The organism is Nonomuraea thailandensis (assembly GCF_024172165.1).
Classification (GTDB): Bacteria; Actinomycetota; Actinomycetes; order Streptosporangiales; family Streptosporangiaceae; genus Nonomuraea; species Nonomuraea thailandensis.
In genome coordinates this window covers 11,738,903-11,761,466 of sequence record NZ_JAMZEB010000002.1, presented here as the reverse complement: position 1 = coordinate 11,761,466, position 22,564 = coordinate 11,738,903, and the positions used below count along the sequence as shown (strand labels likewise).

Here is a 22,564-nt window from a genome sequence, read left to right as displayed (position 1 = left end):
CGGGATCGGGCGGGTCCAACTGATCAGATGCCCGGCCCGACGCGCTCCAGGACGCGCATGGAGCCCGTGACGGCCACCTCCTCGAACGCGCCGGAGTCCAGCGCCCGCCGGTACACCCGGTACGGCGCCTGCCCCCCGTCGGCCGGATCGGGGAAGACGTCGTGGAAGACGAGCGCCCCGCCCGTCATCACGTGCGGCGCCCAGCCCTCGTAGTCGCGGGTCACGGGCTCCTCGGAGTGACCGCCGTCGATGAACAGCATGCCCAGCGGCGTGTTCCAGAGCCCGGCGACCCGCTCCGACCTCCCGACGACCGCGATCACCTCCTCCTCCAGCCCCGCGGAGGCGATCGTGGCCCTGAACGTGGGCAGCGAGTCCATCTTCCCGAACCGGGGATCCACCAGGGTCGGGTCGTGGTGCGCCCAGCCGGGCTGGATCTCCTCCGAGCCCCGGTGATGGTCGACCGTCACGACCACGGACCCGCTCTGCCGGGCCGCCGCGCCGAGGTAGACGGCCGACTTGCCGCAGTAGGTGCCGATCTCGCAGATGGGGCCGAGCTTGCCGTACCGGCAGGCCGTCTCGAACAGGGCCAGCCCCTCGTCGGGCGGCATGAAACCCTTGGCATGTTTCGCCGCGTACAGCAGCTCTGACGGCATCGTCATGGGTATGCACCCTAGCCGAACCGAACAACATTCCAAACGGCTCTTGCAGGGCTGATCTGCAACCTGTTCTACTTGGCAGCGTGAATCAGCGCGCTCGCATCGCCATGTCGGACGACGAGGTCACCGCCTTCCTGGAGGGCTCGCGCAAGCTGCAGCTCGCGACCATCAACCCGGACGGCACCCCCCACCTCGTCACCATGTTCTACGGCCTGGACGAGGGCCGTATCGCCTTCTGGACCTACGCCAAGGCGCAGAAGACCCGCAACCTGGGCCGCGATCCCCGGGTGAGCTGCCTCGTCGAAGCCGGCGACGACTACGACGAGCTGCGCGGCGTCCTGGTGTACGGCAAGGCCGTGCAGGTGGACGACCGCGACCGGGTCCTGACCGTCGGCCTGGCGATCGCGCGCCGGATGACTCCGGGCGTACCCGACGAGCTGTTGCGCCCGTACGTGGAGAAAACCGGCGCCAAGCGGGTTGCGTACGTCGTCGAGCGCACGAAAGTGGTCTCATGGGACCACAGGAGGCTCTGAGATGAAGGTCAAGGTGGACGAGCTGGTCTGCGAGGCCAACGCCGTGTGCATGGGGCTCGCGCCGGAAGTGTTCGAGGTCGACGACGACGACCAGCTGCACATCCTGCTCCCGGAACCACCCCCCGAGATGCGGGACCGCGTCCGCCACGCGGTCAGGTCCTGCCCGAAAGCCGCTCTGTCCCTCGAGGAATAGCCCCGCAGGAAACGAGGAGGAACCCCCATGCGCGCCGCGATCCTGCACGCCGTAGGCAACGACAAGCTCGACATCCGCGACGACGTCACCCTGGCCCCCGTCGGGCCCGCCGACGTACGCGTCCGGATCAGGGCGACGGGCGTCTGCCACTCCGACCTGTCGGCCATGACCGGCGTGCTGCCCCAGCCCGTGCCGCTCATCCTCGGCCACGAGGGCGCGGGTGAGGTGGTCGAGGTGGGCGAGCACGTGACCTCGGTCAAACCGGGCGACCACGTCGTGATCAGCTGGCGCCCGGCCTGCCAGGAGTGCGACCTGTGCGTGGGCGGCCAGCCGTTCCTGTGCATGAAGTACGTCATCGAGTCCTTCAGCAAGGGCAACTTCCGGCTCGGCGACGGCTCGACCGTGTTCGGGATGGCCGGGTGCGGCACCTGGGCCGAGGAGATCGTCGTGCCCTGGCAGGGCGCGATCAAGATCGACGACGACGTGTCGTGGGAGGCGGCGGCCCTGATCGGCTGCGGCATCACGACCGGCGTCGGCGCCGCGCTCAACACCGCGAAGGTGCGCCCCGGCTCCACGGTGGCGGTGGTCGGCTGCGGCGGTGTCGGCCTGGCCGTCATCCAGGGCGCGCGGATCTCCGGCGCCAGGACGATCCTCGCGGTGGACCCGCTGGCCTCCAAGCACGAGCTGGCCAGGAAGGTCGGCGCCACCCACGCCGTCACGCCCGAGCAGGTCCCCGACGCGCTGAACGAGCTCACCGCCGGCGGCGGCTTCGACTACGCCTTCGAGGTGGTCGGCAAGTCCGCCACGATCCAGAGCACCTGGCAGCTCGCCCGCCAGGGCGGCGACGTCATCGTCGTCGGGGCCGGCGCGATGGACGACATGGTCTCCATCTCCGCCTTCAGCCTGCTGTTCGAGGGCAAGAACCTGCTGTCCAGCCTGTACGGCGAGGCCGACGTGCGGCACGACTTCCCGTACTTCGCCAAGCTGCACAAGTCCGGCCTGCTGGACCTGGAGTCGATGATCAGCTCCCGCATCCGCCTGACCGACCTGAACGACGCCGTCGCGGCCCTGAAGGGCGGCGAGGTGCTGCGCCAGATCGTGCTGATGGACTGACGACCGCGCGCATCCTCCCCCGGCCCCTGGGGGAGGATGCCGATCATGACCAGATCCCGGCGGATGCCTCCCTCCGCGTTCCTCCGGCTGCTGCGCAGGCACACCAGCGGGCCGTTCCGCCTCGAAGGCGTCACCGTCACCGGCGACCTCGACCTGAGCGGGCAGTCGTTCGGCTTCGACCTGGAGCTGCCGGGCTGCCGGATCGAGGGCGCGCTGATCCTCGACGGCGTCACCGGCCAGTCGATCGACCTGACGGGCCTGCACGCCGAGGCCGTGCAGGCGTTCCGGCTGCGGCTGAGCACCGACCTGACGCTGCGGCAGGCCGTGATCGGCTCGGGGAACGGCACCGAGCCCCTGGCCGACCAGCGCGTCACGGGCAGCGGTGACGAGGTCGCCGGCCCGTTCGGCGTTCCCCGGCACAAGGCCGTCTCCTCGGCGGTGCTGGAGCTCAGCGACGCCCGGATCGACGGCGATCTCATGCTCGCCGACCTCACGCTGGGCTCCTCCGGCCAGTGGTCGTTATACGCCGACCAGCTCCAGGTGACCGGCTCCGTCACGGGGACCGGCCTGTCCGCGACCGGTGCGGTCCATCTGCGTGCCGCGAACATCGGCGGCGCCGTCTACCTCAACGGCGCCAGGATCGCCGGCATGGAGGCGTCCGTGGCCCAGATCCGCCGCGGGCTGTACGTGGACTGGGGCTTCACCTCCACGGGGCAGGTCCGGCTGCGCAGCTCCGAGGTCGGCGTGCTGGTCACCTTCCACGACGCGGTGATCACAGGCGGGCTGAACCTCGCCCGGCTGCGCACACCCCGCCTGCGGCTGGACTTCCGCGACCGCCCCGAGGGCCGGATCGTGCTGCGCGACGCGCAGGTGGACGCGTACGTGGACAACCGCGAGAGCTGGCCCGAGCCCGGCCGGCTGGACCTGGAAGGCCTCACCTACCGCCGGCTCGCCGAGGGGCCCGGCACGGACCATCAGGAGCGCCTGCGCTGGCTCCGGCTCGACCAGCACGCGGGAGCGGGCTCGTACGAGCAGCTCGCGCTCTGCTACGCCCGTGCCGGTGACGAGCGCGCCGCCCGCCTGGTACGGCTGGCCAGGCAGCGTCGCATCCGCAGGGGCGACCGGCTGCCCGCCAGGGTGTGGAGCGTGCTGCAGGACGTGCTGTTCGGCTACGGCTACCTGCCGGGACGGGCCCTGGCCTGGCTGCTGTTCCTGGTCACGACCGGCGCCCTGTGGTTCGCGGCCCATCCGCCCCGCAGGGTGAAGAACGACGGGCCCGCCTGGGACCCCGTCCTGTACGTGCTCGACCTCATCGTCCCCGTCGCGAACCTGGGCCACCGCACCGCCTGGGACCCGGCCGGGATCGACAAGGCGGTGTCCGTGGTGCTGATCCTGTCGGGCTGGCTGCTGGCCACGGCGGTGATCGCGGGCGTCGGGCGCGTGCTCAACCGCGGTTGAGCACGCGCCCGGCGGCTGCCGCTTACGTGGTGGAGAAGGCGGCGTCGAAGGCCGTCGTCGGCGGGGTGATGGAGTTGAGCTTGCGGATGTAGCCCAGCGCCTCCTTGGCCCCGTCGAGCCGGTCCATCCCGGCGTCCTCCCACTCGATCGAGATGGGTCCTTCGTACCCGATCGAGTTGAGGGCGCGGAAGCAGTCCTCCCAGGGCACGTCGCCGCGCCCCGTCGAGACGAAGTCCCAGCCCCTGCGCATGTCGGCCCACGGCAGGTGGGACGACAGGCGGCCCCGGCGGCCGTCGCCGACCCGCATCCGCGTGTCCTTGCAGTCCACGTGGTAGATGCGGTCCTTGAAGTCGAGGATGAACCCGACCGGGTCGAGGTCCTGCCACACCATGTGGGACGGGTCCCAGTTCAGGCCGAACGCGGGCCGGTGGCCGATGGCCTCCAGCGTGCGCACGGTGGTGTGGTAGTCGTAGGCGATCTCGCTCGGGTGCACCTCGTGGGCGAAGCGCACGCCCACCTCGTCGAAGACGTCGAGGATGGGGTTCCAGCGGTCGGCGAAGTCCTGGTAGCCGGCGTCGACCATGGACGCCGGCACCGGCGGGAACATCGCCACCGCGTGCCAGATCGACGAGCCCGTGAAGCCCACCACGGTGTCCACGCCGAGCAGGGCCGCGGCGCGGGCGGTGTTCTTCATGTCCTCGGCCGCGGCCTGGCGCACCGACTCCGGGTCGCCGTTGCCCCAGATGCGGGCCGGGAGGATGGCCTTGTGGCGCTCGTCGATGGGGTGGTCGCAGACCGCCTGGCCGACGAGGTGGTTGGAGATCGTCCACACCTTCAGGCCGTGCTTGTCGAGCTGGGCGCGCTTCTGCTCCACGTACGCGGGGTCCGCCACGGCCTGGGCCACGTCGAAGTGGTCGCCCGAGCAGGCGATCTCCAGGCCGTCGTAACCCCATTCGGCCGCCAGCCTGCACACCTCCTCGAACGGCAGATCGGCCCACTGTCCGGTGAACAGCGTGACTGGTCGCATCAGTCCTCCACGTTCGTGTAGCGGCTGCCGTCAGCCGCGCTGCGCTCGACCGCCTCCAGCACCCGCTGCACCCGCAGGCCGTCGGCGAACGACGGTGACGGGTCGGCGCCGGTGGCGACCGCCTCCAGGAAGTCCTTGATCTCGTGGGTGAAGGTGTGCTCGTAGCCGAGGCCGTGGCCGGGCGGCCACCAGGCGCCGACGTACGGGTGGTCGGGCTCGGTGACCAGGATGCGCTCGAAGCCGCCGCCACCGGTGCTGAACCACAGCTCGTTCATGGCCTCGAAGTCGAAGGCCAGGCTGCCGAGCGAGCCGTTGAGCTCGATGCGCATCGCGTTCTTGCGGCCGTTGGCGAAGCGGGTCGCCTCGAACGAGGCCACCGCGCCGCCCGACATCCGCCCGATGAACAGCGCCGCGTCGTCCACCGTCACCTCGCCCCTGGCCGCGGACCCGGTGGCCCCGAGGCCGGCCGACTCCGTCGCCAGGGGGCGCTCCTTGATGAACGTCTCGGTCAGCGCCGACACGCCCAGCACGTTCTGCCCGGTGATGAACTGGGCGGCGTCCACGATGTGCGCGCCGATGTCGCCGAGCGCGCCCGAGCCGGCCTTGTCCTTCTGCAGCCGCCAGACCAGCGGGAACTCGGGGTCGACGATCCAGTCCTGCAGGTACTGCGCCCGCACGTGCCTGATCTCGCCGATCCGGCCCTCCTCGACGAACCGGCGGGCGAGCGCGATCGCGGGCACCCGCCGGTAGTTGAAGGCCACCATGCTCCTGCCTTGCGCGGCGGCCGCCGCCGCCACCATCGCCTCGGCCTCGGCGACGGTGTTGGCCAGCGGCTTCTCGCAGATCACGTGCTTGCCGGCCTGCAACGCGGCGATGGCGATCTCCGCGTGGGAGTCACCGGGCGTGCAGATGTCGACGATCTGCACGTCGTCGCGCTTGACCAGCTCTCTCCAGTCCGTCTCGACGTCGGCCCAGCCGAGCTGTGCCGCGGCCGCCTCGGTACGTTCCTTCGACCGGCCCGCGAGCACCGCCATGCGGGGCGCGAGCGGCAGGTCGAAGAACGCCCCGACGCTGCGCCAGGCCTGGGAGTGGACACGGCCCATGAAGGCGTAGCCGACCATGCCCACGCCGATGGTGGTTCTGTCTGACATGCAACCCCCGATCAGGATCAGGATTCGAAGCCGAGTGCCAGGTACTTCTCGACGTTCTCCTTGGTAATGGTCTCGGACGCGAGCGTGATGGACTGGGGAACCTGGTTCTCCACCAGATCACTCATGCCCTTCCCCTGTGCTATCAGACGCGCCAGCTTGATCGCCGAGGAGGCCATGGTCGGCGAGTAGGTGACCGTGGCCTGCAGCACGGAGCTGCCCGACTGGATCTCGCGCATCGCGTTCAGCGAGCCGGCGCCGCCGACCATGATGAACTCGTTGCGGCTGGCCTCCTTGATCGCGGCCAGCACGCCGACGCCCTGGTCGTCGTCGTGGTTCCAGAGCGCGTCGATCTTCTTGTGCGCCTGGAGCAGCGACGTGGCCACCTCGTTGCCGGTCTCGACGGTGAACTGGGCGTCCTGCTTGGCCGTGACGCTGAACCCGTACGACTTCAGCGCGTCGGCGAAGCCCTTGCTGCGGTCCTGCGTCAGCGGCAGCGTGGCGATGCCCTGGATCTCGACGATCACCGGGTTGGACACGCCCTTGTCCTTGAGCTGCTTGCCGATGAAGTGCCCGGCGGCCACGCCCATGCCGTAGTTGTCGCCGCCGATCCACGAGCGGTAGGCCAGCTTGTCGGGGAAGATCCGGTCGAGGTTGACGACCGGGATGCCGGCCGCGGTGGCCTGCAACGCGACCTGGTTGAGCTGCTGGCCGTCGTTGGGCAGGATGACCAGCGCGTTCACCTTGGCCGCGATCAGCGACTCCACCGCGGAGATCTGCTGGTTGATGTCGTTCGTCGGCTCGACCGGCTTGAAGTCGATGTCGGCGTACTGCTTCGCGGTGGCCTCGGCGTTCTTGGCGATGGCCGCGATCCAGCCGTGGTCGGCCGCGGGCGCGGAGAAGCCGATCGTCACCTTGGTGCCCGGCTGGTCGTTGCCGCTGGCCGCGGGGGCGGGCGCCGGGGCGGCGCTGGTGGGGCTCGCGGCGGGCTCGTTGCTGGTGCAACCCGCCGCTAACAGCGCAGCTCCGCCGAGTCCGCCGATGAGGAATCCCCGGCGCGCGACGTTGTCACTCATGGTGCTCTCTCCTTCAGATTCCGCCGCTGGAGAAGGACGGCGACGACAATGATCAGGCCCTTGGCGATCAGCTGGTCGCTGGTGTTGAGCCCGTTGAGGATGAACAGGTTGGTGATGAGGGTGAAGATCAGCAGGCCCAGGATCGAGCCCACGATCGTGCCGCGGCCGCCGGTGAGCAGCGTGCCGCCGATGATCACGGCGGCGATGGCGTCGAGCTCGTACAGGTCGCCGTGGGTGGACGAGCCGGTGGTGGTGCGGGCCATGATCAGGATGGCCGCGATGCCGCAGCACAGGCCCGACAGCGCGTACAGCAGCATGGTGTGCTTGCGTACGTCGATGCCGGCCAGGCGGGCCGCCTCGGGGTTGCCGCCGACCGCGTACGTGCGCCGTCCGAACGTCGTGCGGTTGAGCACGATCCAGCCGAGCACCACGACCAGCGCGAAGATGTAGACCAGCAGCGGGATCCCGAGCAGCCGCGTGGTCGACAGCTCCACCATGGCCGAGTTGTCCGCCCCGATGAGCTGCGTCTTGCGGTCGGACATGCGCTGCGCGAGCCCCCGGGCGGCCACCAGCATGGCCAGCGTGGCGATGAACGGCACCAGCCGCCCGTAGGCGATCAGTAAGCCGTTGACCAGCCCCGCTCCGGTGCCGACGAGGATCGCGCAGATCGCCATGACGACCGGCCCGTACGACTGCGTGGCCAGGGTCGTGGCCCACACGCTGGCCAGCGCCATGACCGCGCCCACCGACAGGTCGATGCCCCCGCCGATGATGACGAACGTGGCGCCGACCGTGATCACGCCGATGGTGGCGGCCAGCGACAGGATGCTGACCAGGTTGGAGGTGGTCAGGAAGTTCTCGGGGCGGGTGATCAGGCCGACGACGACCAGCAGCGCCAGCGCGCCGAGCAGGCCGAGATGGCGCATCTCGCTGACCCCGCGGATCGACGGCAGAGCCGGCGCCGCCTTCGTCGTGGGCTCGCCCATCAGGCCGCCCTCCCATTCATGATCATGTCCAGTACGCGGTGCTCGTCCAGCTCGGCTGCCTCTCCCTCGTGGATGACGGCCCCTTCCCGCAGCACCAGCACGCGGTCGGCCAGGCCCAGCACCTCGGGCACCTCGCTGGAGACCAGCAGCACGCCGATGCCCTGCTCGGCCAGGTCGTGGATGACCGCGTACAGCTCGGCCCTGGCTCCCACGTCCACGCCGCGGGTGGGCTCGTCGAGCAGGAGCAGCTTGCGCCCGCCGAGCAGCCAGCGGGCGAGCACGGCCTTCTGCTGGTTGCCGCCGGAAAGGGTTCTGATCGGGCGTTCGGGATCGGGGGGGCGGATGCTCAGCAGCTCCGACAGCCGCCTGGCCTCGTCCCGCTCCCGCTTGCGGTCGATCCAGCCGAACCTGGCGAAGCCCGGCAGGCTGCCCAGCGTGATGTTGGCCGTGACGCTCTGGTCCAGGAGCAGGGCCTGCGCCTTGCGCTCCTCGGGAGCCAGGCCCATGCCGCTCCTGACCGTGCCGACCACGCCGCGGCGCACCTGGCGGCCGTCGAGCAGCACCCGGCCCGTGGCGGGGCGGGCGCCGTACACGGCCTCCAGGATCTCCGAGCGGCCCGAGCCGACGAGGCCGGCCAGGCCGACGATCTCGCCCGCCCGCACGGCGAACGAGACGTCCTCGAAGACGCCCGGCGAGGACAGGCCCTCGACGCGGAGCACCTCCTCGCCGAGCTTGCGGCCTCCCCTGGGCGGGAAGACGTACTCGACGTTCCTGCCCGTCATGAGTGAGACGATCTGCGTGGTGGGCGTGTCGCGGGCGGGCAGGCCGACCGCGACCGTGCGGCCGTCCTTCAGCACCGTGACGCGGTCGCCGATCTCCCGGATCTCCTCCAGGCGGTGCGAGATGTAGACGACGGCCACGCCCTGGGCGGTGAGCTCGCGGATGATGCGGAAGAGGTTGGCCACCTCGTCGTGGGCGAGCGCGGCCGACGGCTCGTCCATGATGATCAGGCGGGCCTCGTGGGAGAGCGCGCGGGCCATCGAGACGACCTGCTTGGCCGCCGGCGACAGCCGCCCGACCTCCACCGAGGGCCGGATCTCGGGGTGTCCCAGGCGCTCCAGCACCTCGCGTGCGGCGCGCCGGCCCGCGGCCCTGTTCACGAAGCCGAGGTGGGCGTGCTCGTGGCCGAGGAAGATGTTCTCGGCCACGCTGAGGCCGTCCACCAGGTCGAGCTCCTGGTAGATGGTGGCGAAGCCGAGCTTGATGGCGTCGATGGGGCTGCCGGGGCGCACCTCGGCCCCGTTGAACGAGATCGTGCCCTCGTCCGGCTGGTGAACTCCGGCCAGGACCTTGATCAGAGTGGATTTGCCGGCGCCGTTCTGGCCGAGCAGGCAGTGCACCTCGCCCGCCCGCACGTCCAGATCGACCCCGTCCAGCGCTCGCACGCCGGGGAACTGCTTGACGATGCCCTTCATGACCAGCATCGGGAGGTCCCTTTCAGGCGTTGACGATGCGGTTGATGTTGTCCGGTGACAGGTAGTGCTCGATGGCGAGGATCCCGGCGCCGAGTGCGGCGGCGTTGATCCCCGTACGGCTGGGCGTGATCGACAGGTGGTGCGTGGCCAGCGGCAACGATCTGCGGTAGACCGTCTCCCTGATCCCGGCCAGCAGGTGCTCGTGCACCCGCGACAGCGCGCCGCCGATCACGATGACTTCGGGGTTGAAGAAGTTGACCAGGCTGGCCAGCACCTCGCCGATGAGCCGGCCGGCCTCCCTGACCAGGCGCAGCGCCTGGGTGTTGCCCGACTGCACGAGAGCGACCACGTCGGCGCCCGTCTCGGCCGCCAGGCCCAGCTCGGTCAGCCGCCGCGCGATGGCCGCCCCACCGGCCACCGCCTCCAGGCAGGCGCTGTTGCCGCACCGGCAGCCGGCGTCCTCGTGGCCGCTGACCCGGATGTGGCCGATGTCGCCCGCCGAGCCCTGCGCGCCCCTGTGCAGCTTGCCCTCGGCCATGATGCCGCAGCCGATGCCGGTGCCGACCTTGACGAACAGCAGGTGCCTGGTGTCGCCGAAGGCCTCCCGGTGCTCGCCCAGCGCCATCACGTTGACGTCGTTGTCCACCAGGACCTCGACGCCCTCGAAGTAGTCGGGGACGGGGTAGTCGTTCCAGCCGGGCATGATCGGCGGGTTGTTCGGCCTGCCGGTGGCGAACTCCACCGGCCCCGGCACCCCGATCCCGACCGCCCGCAGGGCGCTCCTGGGCCTGCCCACCCGGCCGAGCAGCTGGTCGAGCCGCTGGTCCACGTGGGCGAGCACCTTCTCGGGACCCTCGCCGATCAGCAGGCCGTCCTCGCACTCGGCCAGCACGTTGCCCGAGATGTCCATGAGCGCGACCCGGCAGTGGGTGGCGCCCAGGTCCACGCCGGCGAAGGCGTGGTCCTCGGTGTGCAGGCGGAGCTGGCGCGGAGGACGGCCACCGGTGGACTCGCCGCTCTCGGTCTCCTCGACCAGTCCGCGCTCGATCAGCGCGTCCACGCGCTGGGAGATCGTGGACCTGGCCAGGCCGGTGAGCCTCGCCAAATCGGAACGGGTCGTCGCGGAGCCCGCGCTGATCAGCGTGAGCACGTCGCCGGCGGAGCCCGGCTGGGGGGTCATGCCGCGACAATAAGATCACCGATGGGGCAAATCAAGAGTGAGGATCGACCAAACTCCCCCAACTTCCGCCGAAGATCGAACAAAGCCCGCTTATTGCCCGGTTTGTCCTAGAATGCGAAAGCGCCGGCCCCCCGATTCCCGGGGACCGGCGCCTGGGCTTCCGTCGATCAGAGCATGGCCTTCATGGAGTCGCCCGCCGTCAGCACGTACGGCTGCTCGGCCATCACCGACCCCCAGTTGCCCGCGATCGTCTCGGGCGTCAGGTCGTCGCTCTTCCATCCCGGCCCCTCGGCCACGAACACCCGCGCCACCTTGCCGCCCCCGACCGTGAACACCTCGCCGCTGGCCTCGCACGACTCGTGCACGAGGTAGGCCACCAGCGCGCTGACCCGCTCCGGGGTGAACTTGGCCTCGAACTCGGCGGGCAGCAGCGCCTCGGTCATCCGCGTCCACGCGACGGGCGCGATCGCGTTGGCCTTGATGCCGTTGCGCGCGCCCTCGATGCCGATCGTCTTGGTCAGGCCGACCAGGCCCATCTTGGCGGTGGAGTAGTTGGCCTGACCGAAGTTGCCGAACAGGCCGGCGGGGCTGGAGGTGTTCACGACGCGGCCGTAGCCGGCCGCCTTCATCAGCGGGTACGCGGCCTGACTGACGAGGTAGGAGCCGCGTACGTGCACGGCCAGCACCGCGTCGAACTCCTCGACCGTCATCTTCCCGAACGACTTGTCCCGCAGGATGCCCGCGTTGTTGATGACGATGTCCACCCTGCCGAACGCGTCCGCCGCGGCCTGGACGATGGCCTTGGCGCCCTCGGGGGTCGCGACGTTGTCGGTGCTGGCCACGGCCTGGCCGCCGTTCTTCGTGATGAGGTCGGCCACCTCGGCCGCGGGGCCCGCCGAAGCGCCCGTGCCGTCGAGCGCGCCGCCGAGGTCGTTGACGACGACCTTGGCGCCCCGCTCGGCCAGCAGGAGCGCGTGCGACCTGCCGAGGCCGTGCCCGGCCCCCGTGATGATCGCGACCCTGTCATCGAACCGCAGCATCGAACCTCCCAGGCGAGGAGAACAACATTCTAGTCCTCAGTACGATAACCGCCCCTACCCCCGGTTTCGAGGCCGAAGACCGCCTTTCCCCGTACGCGTCGCCCGCGCACCGGAGGCGTCCAGGCCCAGTGGCGCTCCGACCGGGACGCGCCCGGAGGTGGCGTCGTTGATGTCGGCGTAGTCGGGCGAGGCGTGCAGCACGTCGACCAGCAACTGGCCGGGGCCGGCGACGGGGTCCGAGGTCCTGGTGCGCCGGCTCGCCTACCGGCAGGTCAGGGCAGACGCCACAGATCGGGCTCGCCCGGCTCCTTGACCAGGCGGCCCTTGGCCTCCAGCCACGCCAGGTGCGCCAGCGTCTCGTTGTTGGCCGAGCGCCGCATGAACGGCGGGATCGTCTCCCACGGGCGCGACCACGTCAGCCGGGTGGCCACGTCCCAGCAGGCGGCGGCGCCGGCCTCGCCCACCACCCGCTCGATCTCCGCCAGGCGGTCGTCGTGGTGCGCCATCACGGTGTCCACCCGCTCGGCCAGCTCCAGGAACCGGTACTCGTGCGCGGGCAGCACCTCCTCCACCTCCAGCTTGCGCACGGCGTCCAGCGAGTCGAGGTAGTCGGCCAGCGGGTTCGGCCCCGACTGGGGGTGCACGGCCACGATGGGCGTGATCTTCGCCAGGACGTGGTCACCGGAGAACAGCACCTTGCGCCCGGGCGAGACGAAGCACAGGTGGCCGGGCGAGTGGCCGGGCGTCCAGATGGCCCGCAGGTCCCAGCCGGGCAGGTCGAGATCGTCGCCGTCCTCGACCAGCCGGTCCGGCCTGGCCATGGTTACCATGTGCCTGATCATCATGGAGGCGCCGGCCAGGTCGTCCAGGGTCAGGTCGGGGACGCCGCAGCGGCGCAGCAGCGCCCGCTCGCGCTGCACGAGGGAGTCGATGGCCTCGTCGTCGTAGCGCTCGCGGACCAGGCGGGCGTCCGCGGGGTGCAGCGCGATCCAGGCGCCGGAGCTCTCCCTGACGCGGCCCGCCAGGCCGTAGTGGTCGGGGTGGATGTGGGTGACCAGCACGCCCTTGACGTCGGTGATCGCGTATCCGGCCACGCCCAGGCCCGCCACGAGCGCGTCGTACGCCTCGTCGGTGTTCCACCCGGCGTCGATGATCGCCACGCCGTCTGGCAGCTCGAGCGCGTAGACCAGCACGTACCTGAGGGGGTTGATCGGGATCGGGACCGGGATGGACCACAGGCCAGGACGCACCCGCTCGACGCCGGGGATCGTCCCGCCGACCCACGCCTCCCGCTGTGCCGGGTTTGCCGGGGTCACCACAAATTTCGCCACATGCCCGAATATAGTTCTGCGTCCGAATCATGTTCTACTTGGGGCATGAAGCTGAGCCGCGAGATCTCCGATGATGGCCGCTTCGTCCGGCAGCCGAACCGCTTCACGGATCGGCTCGGCCCTCCCGAGCCCGGCCGCTACCGGGTCTACGCGTCCTATGCCTGCCCGTGGGCGCAGCGCGTGCTGATCGTGCGCAAGCTGCTGGGCCTGGAGGACCTGCTGGACGTCACGATCGTCGATCCCATCCGCGACGAGAAGGGCTGGCGTGTCCCCGGCGGCGACCCGGAGTACCTGTCCGAGCTCTACCACGCCACCGACCCCGGCTACACGGGCCGCTACACCGTCCCGTGCGTCTGGGACACCCGGGACGAGCGCATCGTCACCAACGACTTCCCGCAGATCACCCTGGATCTGGAGACGTCGTGGGGCACCTCCCCCAACCTCTATCCGGAGCGCCTGCGCCCCGACATCGACATCATGAACGACCGCCTCTACCACGGGCTCAACAACGCGGTCTACGAGGCGGGCTTCTCCCGTGACCAGCAGGTCTACGAGGAGGCGGTGGCGCGGGTGTTCACCACCCTCGACTTCCTGGAGGTGCGGCTGGCCGAGTCGGAGTTCCTCTTCGACACGCTCACCGACAGCGACGTGCGCCTCTACACCACGCTGGCCAGGTTCGACGTGGTGTACTACGCGCACTTCAAGTGCTCGGTGCGGCGACTGACGGACTATCCGGCGCTGTGGGCGTACGCGCGCCGCCTCCACGCGATCCCGGCCTTCCACGAGACCACCGACCTCGACCAGATCAAGCGGCACTACTACGTCACCCAGACCAACATCAACCCGAGCCGGATCGTGCCGGTAGGGCCTGAGCTCGACTGGAGCCTGTAGGCGCGGGCATCCGCACGAACAACAGCGCCGAGGCCAGCATCACGGCGGCTCCGACACTCCAGGCGGCGGCGAGGCCCGCCTGGGCGGCCAGGGAGCCGAGCGTGAGATTGGCCACGATCCCGCCGGACTGCAGGGACAGCGAGCTCGTCGAGGAGACCGTGGTGCGCTCGGCGGCGGTGACCTCGTTGTGCGTGAGCTCCAGGCACAACACGCCCGCCACCGACAGGCCCACGAAGAGGGCGACGTAGGCGAGCCCGGCGCTGAGCAGGCCGGGCAGGCCGTCCAGGCCCGCCGTCGCCGCGAGCGCGGCGACGGACAGGGCCGTCAGCGCGGTCCCCGCGATCGCTCCCCTGGCCGACCCGCCCGCCAGGCGGGCCGCGCGGGGAGCGAGCGAGCTGCCCGTCGCGCTGCCCGCGAACCCGAGCGCCGCCACCACGGCGTAGGCCAGGCTGCCCTCCTCGGCCGCGCCGGCGAGCTCGGCCAGGCGGCCGGGCGTGAGCAGCTCGATGGACATCAGCACCATGCCCGACACGGCGGCGGCGAGCATGAGCCTGCGCAACACCGCGCCGCCCAGTGCCAGCCGGACACCGCCGACCACGGTGGCGGGCACCGCGCGCAGCACGCCCGCCGGCGAGCGGCGGCCGTGGGCCGGCTCGGGCAGCGCGAACACCACCACGACCAGCAGGACCAGGGCCGCCATCGCGCCCACCAGGGGCGGCGCGGCCAGCGGGAGCATCAGCGAGGGCGGCACCAGGAGCGGCAGGGCGCCACCCGCCAGCACCCCGAGGCACAGGGCCACGGACTCCATCGCGCCGCCCCTGGCCAGGCCGGGCTTGAGATCGGCCGCGGGCCCCTCGATGCCGTGCAGCGTGTCGACGTACCAGGAGGTGGCGGGGCCGCTGGACAACGCCCGGGCGACGCCCTTGAACACCCCGCTCAGCAGGAACATCCAGAACGTGGTGGACACGCTCATCAGGGCCAGCCCCGCCACGGTGAACGCCGCCGAGGCCGCCAGCACCATGCGCCTGCCGACGACGTCGGCCAGGCCGCCCGTCGGCAGCTCCAGGCTCACGGTCACGACCGAGAACACGGTCACCACCAGCCCGATCTCGGCCAGGCCGAGGCCCCGCCCGGTCATCAGCAGGACCATGGTCGCCATCATGATCCCGGGCGGCAGCCAGGTCAGGAAGCAGACGAGCATGTAACGCCGTAACGCCGATCGCGCGGTCACGGCTCCTCCCTCCGATTTCGGGGGAATCCCCCCACCCAGATCCGGACCTGCTCGGCGTCGGGCGCGCCCCCGTGGCGCGCCTCCAGCTCCCGCAGGATCTCCTCGGTACGCGCCATGAACTCGGCCAGCGCGGCAGGCGGCAGCTCGGTGATGTGGTCGCTCATGCCGGCGATCTCCACCCACTCGGCGGACCACGCGGACTCGTCGAACTCCTGCACGATCCGCCCGAGGGCATCGGCCTGCCACAGCCGCATGACCTTGACCGCCTCGCGGCCCTCGGCCGTGCCCGACATCTCCCGGCTGTTCCACGAGGTGTAGCGGTGGCGGGCCCGCCAGCGCCGCTCCCGGCCGTCGCGCTGCTCGGGGTCCTCCTCGATGAAGCCGTACTTGAACAGCTCCCGCAGGTGGTAGCTCGTCGAGCCGGAGCTCTCGCCCACCTTGCGCCCCAGCTCGCTGGCGGTGGCGGGGCCGTCGGCGCGCAGCAGGCCGAGCATGCGGGCTCGCAGCGGGTGCGTGACCGCCTTGAGCACCTGCGGATCGCTGATCTTGTATTGCTCCTCCATGCGATAGACGATAAATCGCAAAGACAATTTTGCAAAGTGAATTTTGCGGTTTGTCGGCTCCCTAGACTGTGGGGATGCTCGACGACATCTGGGTGGACGACTCCGTCCTCGCACTGCGCCCCGACTTCGCGGTGCTCATCGTGACCGCGCACGGCCTGCGCAACGGCCCCACCGACGACCGCTCCCGGGCGTGGCTGGAGGCCGCCTCCACGGTGGAGGTGCAGACGGACAAGATCGACGCCTGGAAGGACGCCTACCGGGCGTTCGGCGCCAAGCCGCAGCGGACCCGCCCGTCGGTCGACGCCCTGACCCGGCGCATGCCGCTGCCGGAGATCAACCGGGTCGTGGACGCGTACAACTCGATCAGCGTCAAGCACGCGCTGCCCATCGGCGGCGAGGACCTCGACAAGTACGCCGGCCCGGCCCGCCTGGTGCGCGCGACCGGCGAGGAGGCGTCGGAGGAGGCGCTCGGGCAGCCGGAGCCCGGTGAGGTCGTCTGGCGTGACGACATCGGTGTCACCTGCAGGAGATGGAACTGGCGCCAGGTGGTGCGGACCCGTCTCACGGAGGAGACCACCAACGCGATCTTCCTCCTGGAGCGCCTGGAGCCCATGTCCCTGGAGGAGCTCAAGCAGGCCGGCGAGGAGCTCTCAGACCTTCTGTCCGAGTTGTCCCCCGAGGTGCGCATCGCAAGCCGACTGGTGTCCGGCGGGAAATAAACCTCTTGTCGAGGTGTTGATACCAAAGAGTAATAATCGCTACACCACCCGGATTGACGAGGCGGGCGTGACCTCTTTGCGCGCTCCTGAGAGGATCGTTCGAGGCGGCACGGGTCCTTCGGCGCGCGCTGCCAGTCCGGGCGAGTAGCCTTGGACAGGTTCTCTAACATCAACGCCGATCTGCGGAAGAGGGCGATTTCCGCCGTGTCGTCTGAGTCGTCGCGGACAAACCCGCTGGCAAGCTTTGGTCAGAACGAGTGGCTTGTCGACGAGCTGTACCAGAAGTACCTCCAAGATCCAGAGTCTGTCGACAAGGCCTGGTGGAACTTCTTCGCTGACTACAACCCTGATTACGGACCGGGGCGAACCCCGGTCAGGGAGGCGGCGAACGGCACGGTGACCGCGCCCGCCCCTCCCCAGACCCCCAAGGCGCCACCCAAGGCTCCTGCCAAGACACCGCCGGCGGCCGAGAAGCCGAAGCAGCCGGCCACCCCGGTGCCCAAGGGCGCCGAGGAGGTCAAGCTGCGCGGCGCCGCCGCGCGCACGGCCGCCAACATGGACCTGTCGCTGACGGTCCCGACGGCGACCAGTGTGCGGGCCATCCCGGCCAAGCTGCTCATCGACAACCGCATCGTGATCAACAATCACCTCAAGCGGGGCCGCGGCGGCAAGGTCTCCTTCACGCACCTGATCGGGTTCGCGATCGTCAAGGCGCTGAAGGCCATGCCGGAGATGAACTACTCCTACGCCGAGATCGACGGCAAGCCGACGCTCGTCAAGCCCGAGCACGTCGGGTTCGGCCTGGCGATCGACGTCCAGAAGAGCAACGGCGAGCGCCAGCTCCTCGTGCCCTCGATCAAGGGCGCCGAGGAGATGGACTTCCGGCAGTTCTGGATGGCCTACGAAGAGGTCGTGCGCAAGGCCCGCGCGGGCAAGCTCGGCGTCGACGACTTCTCCGGCACCTCGATCTCCCTGACCAACCCCGGCACGATCGGCACCGTGCACTCCGTGCCGCGCCTGATGCCCGGCCAGGGCACGATCATCGGCGTGGGCGCGATGGAGTACCCGGCCGAATACCAGGGGGCCTCCCCCGACACGCTCTCGCGCCTGGCCGTCTCCAAGGTCATGACGCTGACCAGCACCTACGACCACCGGATCATCCAGGGCGCCCAGTCGGGCGACTTCCTGCGCCAGATCCACCGGCTGCTGCTCGGCGAGGACGGCTTCTACGACGAGATCTTCGAGGCGCTGCGGATCCCGTACGAGCCGGTCCGCTGGATCCAGGACATCTCGGCCACCCACGACGACGACGTGGCCAAGTCCGCGCGCGTGATCGAGCTGATCCACGCCTACCGCGTGCGCGGCCACCTGATGGCCGAGACCGACCCGCTGGAGTACAAGCAGCGCAAGCACCCCGACCTCGACATCCAGTCGCACGGCCTGACGCTGTGGGACCTGGAGCGCGAGTTCGCGACCGGCGGCTTCGGCGGCAAGCCGCTGATGAAGCTGCGCGACATCCTGGGCGTGCTGCGCGACTCCTACTGCCGCACGGTCGGCATCGAGTACATGCACATCCAGAACCCCGAGGAGCGGGCCTGGATCCAGGCCCGGGTGGAGAAGCCGCACAAGTCGCCCGAGCGCGACGAGCAGCTCAACATCCTGTCCCGGCTCAACACCGCCGAGGCGTTCGAGACGTTCCTGCAGACGAAGTTCGTCGGCCAGAAGCGCTTCTCGCTGGAGGGCGGCGAGTCCCTGATCCCGCTGCTCGACTCGGTGATCAGTGACGCCGCCGACGAGGACCTCGACGAGGTCGTCATCGGCATGGCCCACCGCGGCCGGCTCAACGTCCTGGCCAACATCGTGGGCAAGTCCTACGCCCAGATCTTCGGCGAGTTCGAGGGCAACATCGACCCGCGCACGGCGCACGGCTCCGGCGACGTGAAGTACCACCTCGGCGCCACGGGCCGGTTCACCGCGCCGAGCGGCAAGACGATCACCGCCTCCGTGGTCGCCAACCCCTCCCACCTGGAGGCGGTCGACCCGGTCCTGGAGGGCGTCGTCCGCGCCAAGCAGGACCTGCTGGAGCGCGGCGAGGAGGGCTTCACCGTCCTGCCCGTGCTCGTCCACGGTGACGCGGCCTTCGCCGGCCAGGGCGTCGTGGCCGAGACGCTCAACCTGTCGCAGCTGCGCGGGTACCGCACCGGCGGCACCGTGCACGTGGTGGTCAACAACCAGGTCGGCTTCACGACCTCGCCCGCCTCCTCCCGTTCCTCGGTCTACGCGACCGACGTGGCGCGGATGATCCAGGCGCCGATCTTCCACGTCAACGGCGACGACCCCGAGGCCGTGGTGCGCGTGGGCGAGCTGGCCTACGAGTACCGCCAGGCGTTCCGCAAGGACGTCGTCATCGACCTCATCTGCTACCGCCGCCGCGGCCACAACGAGGGCGACAACCCCGCCTTCACCCAGCCGCTGATGTACGACCTGATCGACGCCAAGCGCTCGACCCGCAAGCTCTACACCGAGGCGCTGATCGGCCGGGGCGACATCACGGTCGAGGAGGCCGAGCAGGCGCTGCGCGACTACCAGGCCAAGCTGGAGCAGGCGTTCACCGAGACCCGCGAGGCGGCCAAGAAGCCGGCCGAGGCGGCCGCGATGCGCGTGCCCCCGACCGAGGTCGTCAAGTGGTCGCACGACGACACGCCGACCGGCATCACGCACGAGACGCTCAAGCGCATCGTCGACACCCAGCTCAACCTCCCCGACGGCTTCACGCCGCACCCGCGCCTGGCGCCGGTGCTGCAGCGCCGCGGCCAGATGGTCGAGCAGGACGCGATCGACTGGGCGATGGGCGAGACGCTGGCCTTCGGCTCGCTGCTGATGGACGGCCACCCGGTGCGCCTGGTCGGCCAGGACTCCCGGCGCGGCACGTTCACCCAGCGCCACGCCGTCCTGGTGGACCGGATGACCGGCGCCGACCACACGCCGCTCAAGACCTTCAACCAGGGCACCACGAAGTTCTACGTCTACGACTCGCTGCTCAGCGAGTTCGCGGCGCTCGGCTTCGAGTACGGCTACAGCGTCGTGCGCCCTGACGCGCTGGTCCTGTGGGAGGCGCAGTTCGGCGACTTCGTCAACGGCGCCCAGACGATCATCGACGAGTTCATCTCGTCGGGCGAGCAGAAGTGGGGTCAGAAGTCCTCGGTCGTGCTGCTGCTGCCGCACGGCTACGAGGGCCAGGGCCCCGACCACTCCTCCGCCCGCATCGAGCGGTTCCTCCAGGTCTGCGCGCTCGACAACATGACGGTCGCGCAGCCCACCACCCCGGCCAACTACTTCCACCTGCTGCGCTGGCAGGTGGAGTCGGAGCGGCACAAGCCGCTGGTGGTCTTCACGCCCAAGTCGCTGCTGCGCCACAAGGCGGCCACGTCGAAGGCGTCCGACTTCACCGCGGGCTCCTTCCAGCCGGTCATCGGCGACACGACCGCCGACGCGGCCAAGGTCACCAAGGTGGTGCTCACCTCCGGCAGGCTCTACTACGACCTGGCGGGGCACCGCGACAAGAGCGGTCGCGACGACGTCGCGATCGTCCGGCTGGAGCGCCTCTACCCGTTCCCGTCCGAGGAGCTCGCCACCGAGCTCGCCCGGTACGGCGACCAGGTGGAGCTGTTCTGGGCGCAGGACGAGCCGGCCAACATGGGCCCGTGGCCGTACCTCACGCTCAAGCTGGCCGAGGACCCGCAGACCCTGGGCGGCCGGGCGGTGCGGCGCGTCTCGCGCACGCCGAACAGCTCGCCGGCGACCGGGTCGCACAACTCGCACGACACGGAGCTCGAGGAGATCCTTCACCAGATCTTCGGCTGAGCCACCGGCATCCGAGCCCCCGGCCCGCTCATTCGGGCGGCCGGGGGCTCGCTGCTGCTCAGGCAGGCTAAAGTGCAGGCCGGGTGCCTGCTGACGTTGTGAATGGAGAGCGATGTACTTCACCGATCGGGGGATCGAGGAGCTGGTCGAGCGGCGCGGCGAGGAGGAGGTCAGCCTGTTGTGGCTGGGCGAGCGGCTGCGCGAGTTCGTCGATCTCAACCCGGAGTTCGAGACGCCCGTCGAGCGGCTGGCCACGTGGCTGGCGCGCCTCGACGACGAGGAGGACGACTGACCGCCGCCGCGGCTGCCTGCCGGATGCCGTAGTCTCGAATAACGCGATACATCTTGAGTTTCGACGAAACGCGACATATCGTGATTCGTGAGAAGCGGTGTCGCCTAGAGAGGGGCGGGGGAGCCATGCAGCAATGGACCATCGACGAGCCGGGGCAGCTGACGTTCGGTGAAGTGGAGACGCTGGACGTCCGCATCGTCGCCGGCCGCCTGGACGTGCTGGCCAGCGACGGCCCGCCGACACTGGAGATCACCGACATCGAGCCCGCCTCACCGCTCACCGTGACCTACGACGAGGCCACCCGGGCGCTCACCATCGCCGACCGCGACCTCACCTGGGACGGCGTGCTCGGCTGGCTGCGCCGCGACAGGCACAGGTCGGTGCTGTCCATCGCCGTGCCCAAGACCTGCAAGGTCAGGGCGGGCGTGGTGTCCGCCCCCGCCGTGCTGGCCGGGTTCGAGAAGATGACGCACGTCAAGAGCGTCTCCGGGGACGTCGTGCTCGACGGGGTCAGCGGCGACGTCGCCGCCAACACCGTCTCGGGCGCCGTCGAGACCCGGGCCATGGACGGCGACCTGTCGTTCATCAGCATCTCGGGCGACCTGACCGTAGCCGACGGCACGCCCCGCCGGCTGAAGGCCAACACCGTCTCGGGCCGCATCACGGCGGATCTCGCGCTGCGGCCGACGGGCCACGTCACGTTCAACAGCGTTTCCGGTGACATCCTGGTCAGGCTGCCGGAGAACGTGGAGGCGGACGTCAGCATCAGGTCCACCTCCGGCAGGCTGGTCAGCACGTTCGAGGAACTGTCCAACACGAGCGGTCCCGGCGCGAAGTCGCTGTCGGGGCGGCTGGGTGGCGGCATGGCCTCGCTGTCGGCCATCACGGTCTCCGGCGAGGTCACGCTGCTCAAGGGAGAGAAGGAATGAGCCCTGTCTTCGGTCACGGCCGGCTCCGGCTGTACCTGCTCAAGCTGCTGGAAGAAAGCCCGCGCCATGGCTACGAGGTCATCCGGCTGCTCCAGGACCGCTTCCTCGGCGTCTACTCGCCGTCTCCCGGCACGATCTACCCGCGCCTGGCCCGCCTTGAGGAGGAGGGCCTGGTGACGCACGAGGTGGTCGAGGGCAAGAAGGTGTTCTCCATCACCGACAAGGGGCGCGAGGAGCTGAACGCGCGGCTCGACGAGCTCGACGACCTGGAGCAGGAGATCTCGGCCTCCGTCCGCGACATCGCCCGCGAGGTCAAGGAGGACGTGCGCGACACGGTCAAGTCGCTGCGCGACGAGCTGACCCGGATGGCCAAGGACGTCCGCACGGGGGCGGCCGAGGACACCAGGCGGCTGCGCGACCAGCAGAAGGAGGACCTCAAGCGGCTGCGCGACCAGCAGAAGCGGCAGTGGATGGAGCACGCCTACCACTGGCAGGACGAGGGCGAGCGGATCGGCAACGAGTGGCGCAGGATCTGGTCGGAGGTCTGGGCCACGCTCGGCGGCCCCGCGTCCGGCGGCTCCTCGCCCAACCGGGCCGCGCTCGACGCCGAACTCGGCGAGCTGCTCGCCGACTTCGTCGCCAAGGCCCGCGAGGAGGCCTCGGAGGCGCGCCTGACCGCGGAGAAGCTGGCCGAGCTGCGGACGACGCTCGACGAGGCCGCCCGCAGCATCCACGACATCCTCGGCCGCTGACCCGCCGGGGAGCGCGCCCCGCCTCCCCGGCAACCCGCGCCCCGGAAGAACGCGGCGCTCCGAACGGCCCGCCCGCTCACCCCTCGCCCGGGGGCGGCGCACGCCGG

The 22,564-nt window shown here is 70.2% G+C and carries 21 protein-coding genes; 10 read left to right on the top strand and 11 right to left on the bottom strand.

The window, feature by feature from the left end; translation table 11 throughout:
• Positions 1 to 23: 23 nt before the first annotated feature.
• Entirely contained in the window at positions 24 to 653 is a 630-nt protein-coding gene (locus HD597_RS58805) for a class I SAM-dependent methyltransferase (protein WP_253759938.1), read from the bottom strand.
• An 86-nt stretch (positions 654 to 739) separates the two neighbouring features.
• On the opposite strand from HD597_RS58805, the gene HD597_RS58800 reads away from it, so the two are divergent.
• The 4 genes from HD597_RS58800 to HD597_RS58785 are packed head-to-tail and all read left to right on the top strand — an operon-like array spanning position 740 to position 3,953.
• Positions 740 to 1,189 (top strand): pyridoxamine 5'-phosphate oxidase family protein, encoded by a 450-nt coding sequence (locus HD597_RS58800; RefSeq protein ID WP_253757581.1) that lies wholly within the window; start codon positions 740 to 742, stop codon positions 1,187 to 1,189.
• Between the two features lies 1 nt (position 1,190).
• Positions 1,191 to 1,382, top strand: a complete 192-nt coding sequence (locus HD597_RS58795; RefSeq protein ID WP_253757579.1) for a ferredoxin — start codon at positions 1,191 to 1,193, stop codon at positions 1,380 to 1,382.
• Positions 1,383 to 1,409: 27 nt separating this feature from the next.
• Positions 1,410 to 2,495: an alcohol dehydrogenase catalytic domain-containing protein gene (locus HD597_RS58790; RefSeq protein WP_253757577.1), complete on the top strand. Its 1,086-nt coding sequence runs from the start codon at positions 1,410 to 1,412 to the stop codon at positions 2,493 to 2,495.
• A gap of 45 nt (positions 2,496 to 2,540) precedes the next feature.
• A complete protein-coding gene (locus HD597_RS58785) occupies positions 2,541 to 3,953 on the top strand; it encodes a hypothetical protein (RefSeq protein ID WP_253757575.1) in 1,413 nt (470 codons plus the stop codon).
• A gap of 22 nt (positions 3,954 to 3,975) precedes the next feature.
• Here HD597_RS58785 and HD597_RS58780 read toward each other — a convergent pair whose 3' ends face one another.
• From HD597_RS58780 to HD597_RS58745, 8 genes are all read right to left on the bottom strand, one after another.
• Positions 3,976 to 4,983, bottom strand: coding sequence for a sugar phosphate isomerase/epimerase family protein (locus HD597_RS58780; protein WP_253759936.1), 1,008 nt, complete (start codon positions 4,981 to 4,983; stop codon positions 3,976 to 3,978).
• Entirely contained in the window at positions 4,980 to 6,131 is a 1,152-nt protein-coding gene (locus tag HD597_RS58775; RefSeq protein ID WP_253757574.1) for a Gfo/Idh/MocA family protein, read from the bottom strand. Before HD597_RS58775 ends, HD597_RS58780 begins: the two co-directional genes overlap by 4 nt.
• A gap of 17 nt (positions 6,132 to 6,148) precedes the next feature.
• Positions 6,149 to 7,204 (bottom strand): ABC transporter substrate-binding protein, encoded by a 1,056-nt coding sequence (locus HD597_RS58770; RefSeq protein ID WP_253757572.1) that lies wholly within the window; start codon positions 7,202 to 7,204, stop codon positions 6,149 to 6,151.
• On the bottom strand, positions 7,201 to 8,190 hold the full coding sequence (locus HD597_RS58765) for an ABC transporter permease (RefSeq protein WP_253757570.1): 990 nt from the start codon (positions 8,188 to 8,190) through the stop codon (positions 7,201 to 7,203). The genes HD597_RS58770 and HD597_RS58765 overlap by 4 nt, the downstream gene beginning before the upstream one ends.
• Positions 8,190 to 9,674, bottom strand: coding sequence for a sugar ABC transporter ATP-binding protein (locus tag HD597_RS58760; RefSeq protein ID WP_253757568.1), 1,485 nt, complete (start codon positions 9,672 to 9,674; stop codon positions 8,190 to 8,192). Before HD597_RS58760 ends, HD597_RS58765 begins: the two co-directional genes overlap by 1 nt.
• A gap of 13 nt (positions 9,675 to 9,687) precedes the next feature.
• Positions 9,688 to 10,845 carry an ROK family transcriptional regulator gene (locus HD597_RS58755; protein WP_253757566.1) on the bottom strand — a complete coding sequence of 386 codons (1,158 nt, stop codon included), beginning with the start codon at positions 10,843 to 10,845 and terminating at the stop codon, positions 9,688 to 9,690.
• A 167-nt stretch (positions 10,846 to 11,012) separates the two neighbouring features.
• Positions 11,013 to 11,885 carry an SDR family NAD(P)-dependent oxidoreductase gene (locus HD597_RS58750; RefSeq protein WP_253757564.1) on the bottom strand — a complete coding sequence of 291 codons (873 nt, stop codon included), beginning with the start codon at positions 11,883 to 11,885 and terminating at the stop codon, positions 11,013 to 11,015.
• 272 nt (positions 11,886 to 12,157) lie between these two features.
• On the bottom strand, positions 12,158 to 13,216 hold the full coding sequence (locus tag HD597_RS58745) for an MBL fold metallo-hydrolase (RefSeq protein WP_253757562.1): 1,059 nt from the start codon (positions 13,214 to 13,216) through the stop codon (positions 12,158 to 12,160).
• Between the two features lie 45 nt (positions 13,217 to 13,261).
• Between HD597_RS58745 and HD597_RS58740 the strand changes: the two genes are divergently transcribed.
• Positions 13,262 to 14,107 (top strand): glutathione S-transferase family protein, encoded by an 846-nt coding sequence (locus tag HD597_RS58740; RefSeq protein WP_253757560.1) that lies wholly within the window; start codon positions 13,262 to 13,264, stop codon positions 14,105 to 14,107.
• Here the strand turns inward: HD597_RS58740 and HD597_RS58735 are convergent.
• Entirely contained in the window at positions 14,055 to 15,338 is a 1,284-nt protein-coding gene (locus tag HD597_RS58735; protein WP_253757558.1) for an MFS transporter, read from the bottom strand. The two genes, HD597_RS58740 and HD597_RS58735, sit on opposite strands and share 53 nt — an antisense overlap.
• Positions 15,335 to 15,901 carry a winged helix-turn-helix domain-containing protein gene (locus HD597_RS58730; protein WP_253757556.1) on the bottom strand — a complete coding sequence of 189 codons (567 nt, stop codon included), beginning with the start codon at positions 15,899 to 15,901 and terminating at the stop codon, positions 15,335 to 15,337. The genes HD597_RS58735 and HD597_RS58730 overlap by 4 nt, the downstream gene beginning before the upstream one ends.
• 74 nt (positions 15,902 to 15,975) lie before the next feature.
• Here HD597_RS58730 and HD597_RS58725 point away from each other — a divergent pair, with 74 nt between their 5' ends.
• From HD597_RS58725 to HD597_RS58705, 5 genes are all read left to right on the top strand, one after another.
• Positions 15,976 to 16,620 carry a B3/B4 domain-containing protein gene (locus tag HD597_RS58725; RefSeq protein WP_253757554.1) on the top strand — a complete coding sequence of 215 codons (645 nt, stop codon included), beginning with the start codon at positions 15,976 to 15,978 and terminating at the stop codon, positions 16,618 to 16,620.
• 204 nt (positions 16,621 to 16,824) lie between these two features.
• A complete protein-coding gene (locus tag HD597_RS58720) occupies positions 16,825 to 20,484 on the top strand; it encodes a multifunctional oxoglutarate decarboxylase/oxoglutarate dehydrogenase thiamine pyrophosphate-binding subunit/dihydrolipoyllysine-residue succinyltransferase subunit (RefSeq protein ID WP_253757552.1) in 3,660 nt (1,219 codons plus the stop codon).
• 112 nt (positions 20,485 to 20,596) lie between these two features.
• Positions 20,597 to 20,776: a DUF6104 family protein gene (locus tag HD597_RS58715; RefSeq protein WP_253757550.1), complete on the top strand. Its 180-nt coding sequence runs from the start codon at positions 20,597 to 20,599 to the stop codon at positions 20,774 to 20,776.
• Positions 20,777 to 20,901: 125 nt separating this feature from the next.
• Positions 20,902 to 21,705 (top strand): DUF4097 family beta strand repeat-containing protein, encoded by an 804-nt coding sequence (locus tag HD597_RS58710; protein WP_253757548.1) that lies wholly within the window; start codon positions 20,902 to 20,904, stop codon positions 21,703 to 21,705.
• Complete coding sequence (locus HD597_RS58705; RefSeq protein WP_253757546.1) at positions 21,702 to 22,457, top strand: PadR family transcriptional regulator; 756 nt, start codon at positions 21,702 to 21,704, stop codon at positions 22,455 to 22,457. Before HD597_RS58710 ends, HD597_RS58705 begins: the two co-directional genes overlap by 4 nt.
• Positions 22,458 to 22,564: the final 107 nt, after the last annotated feature.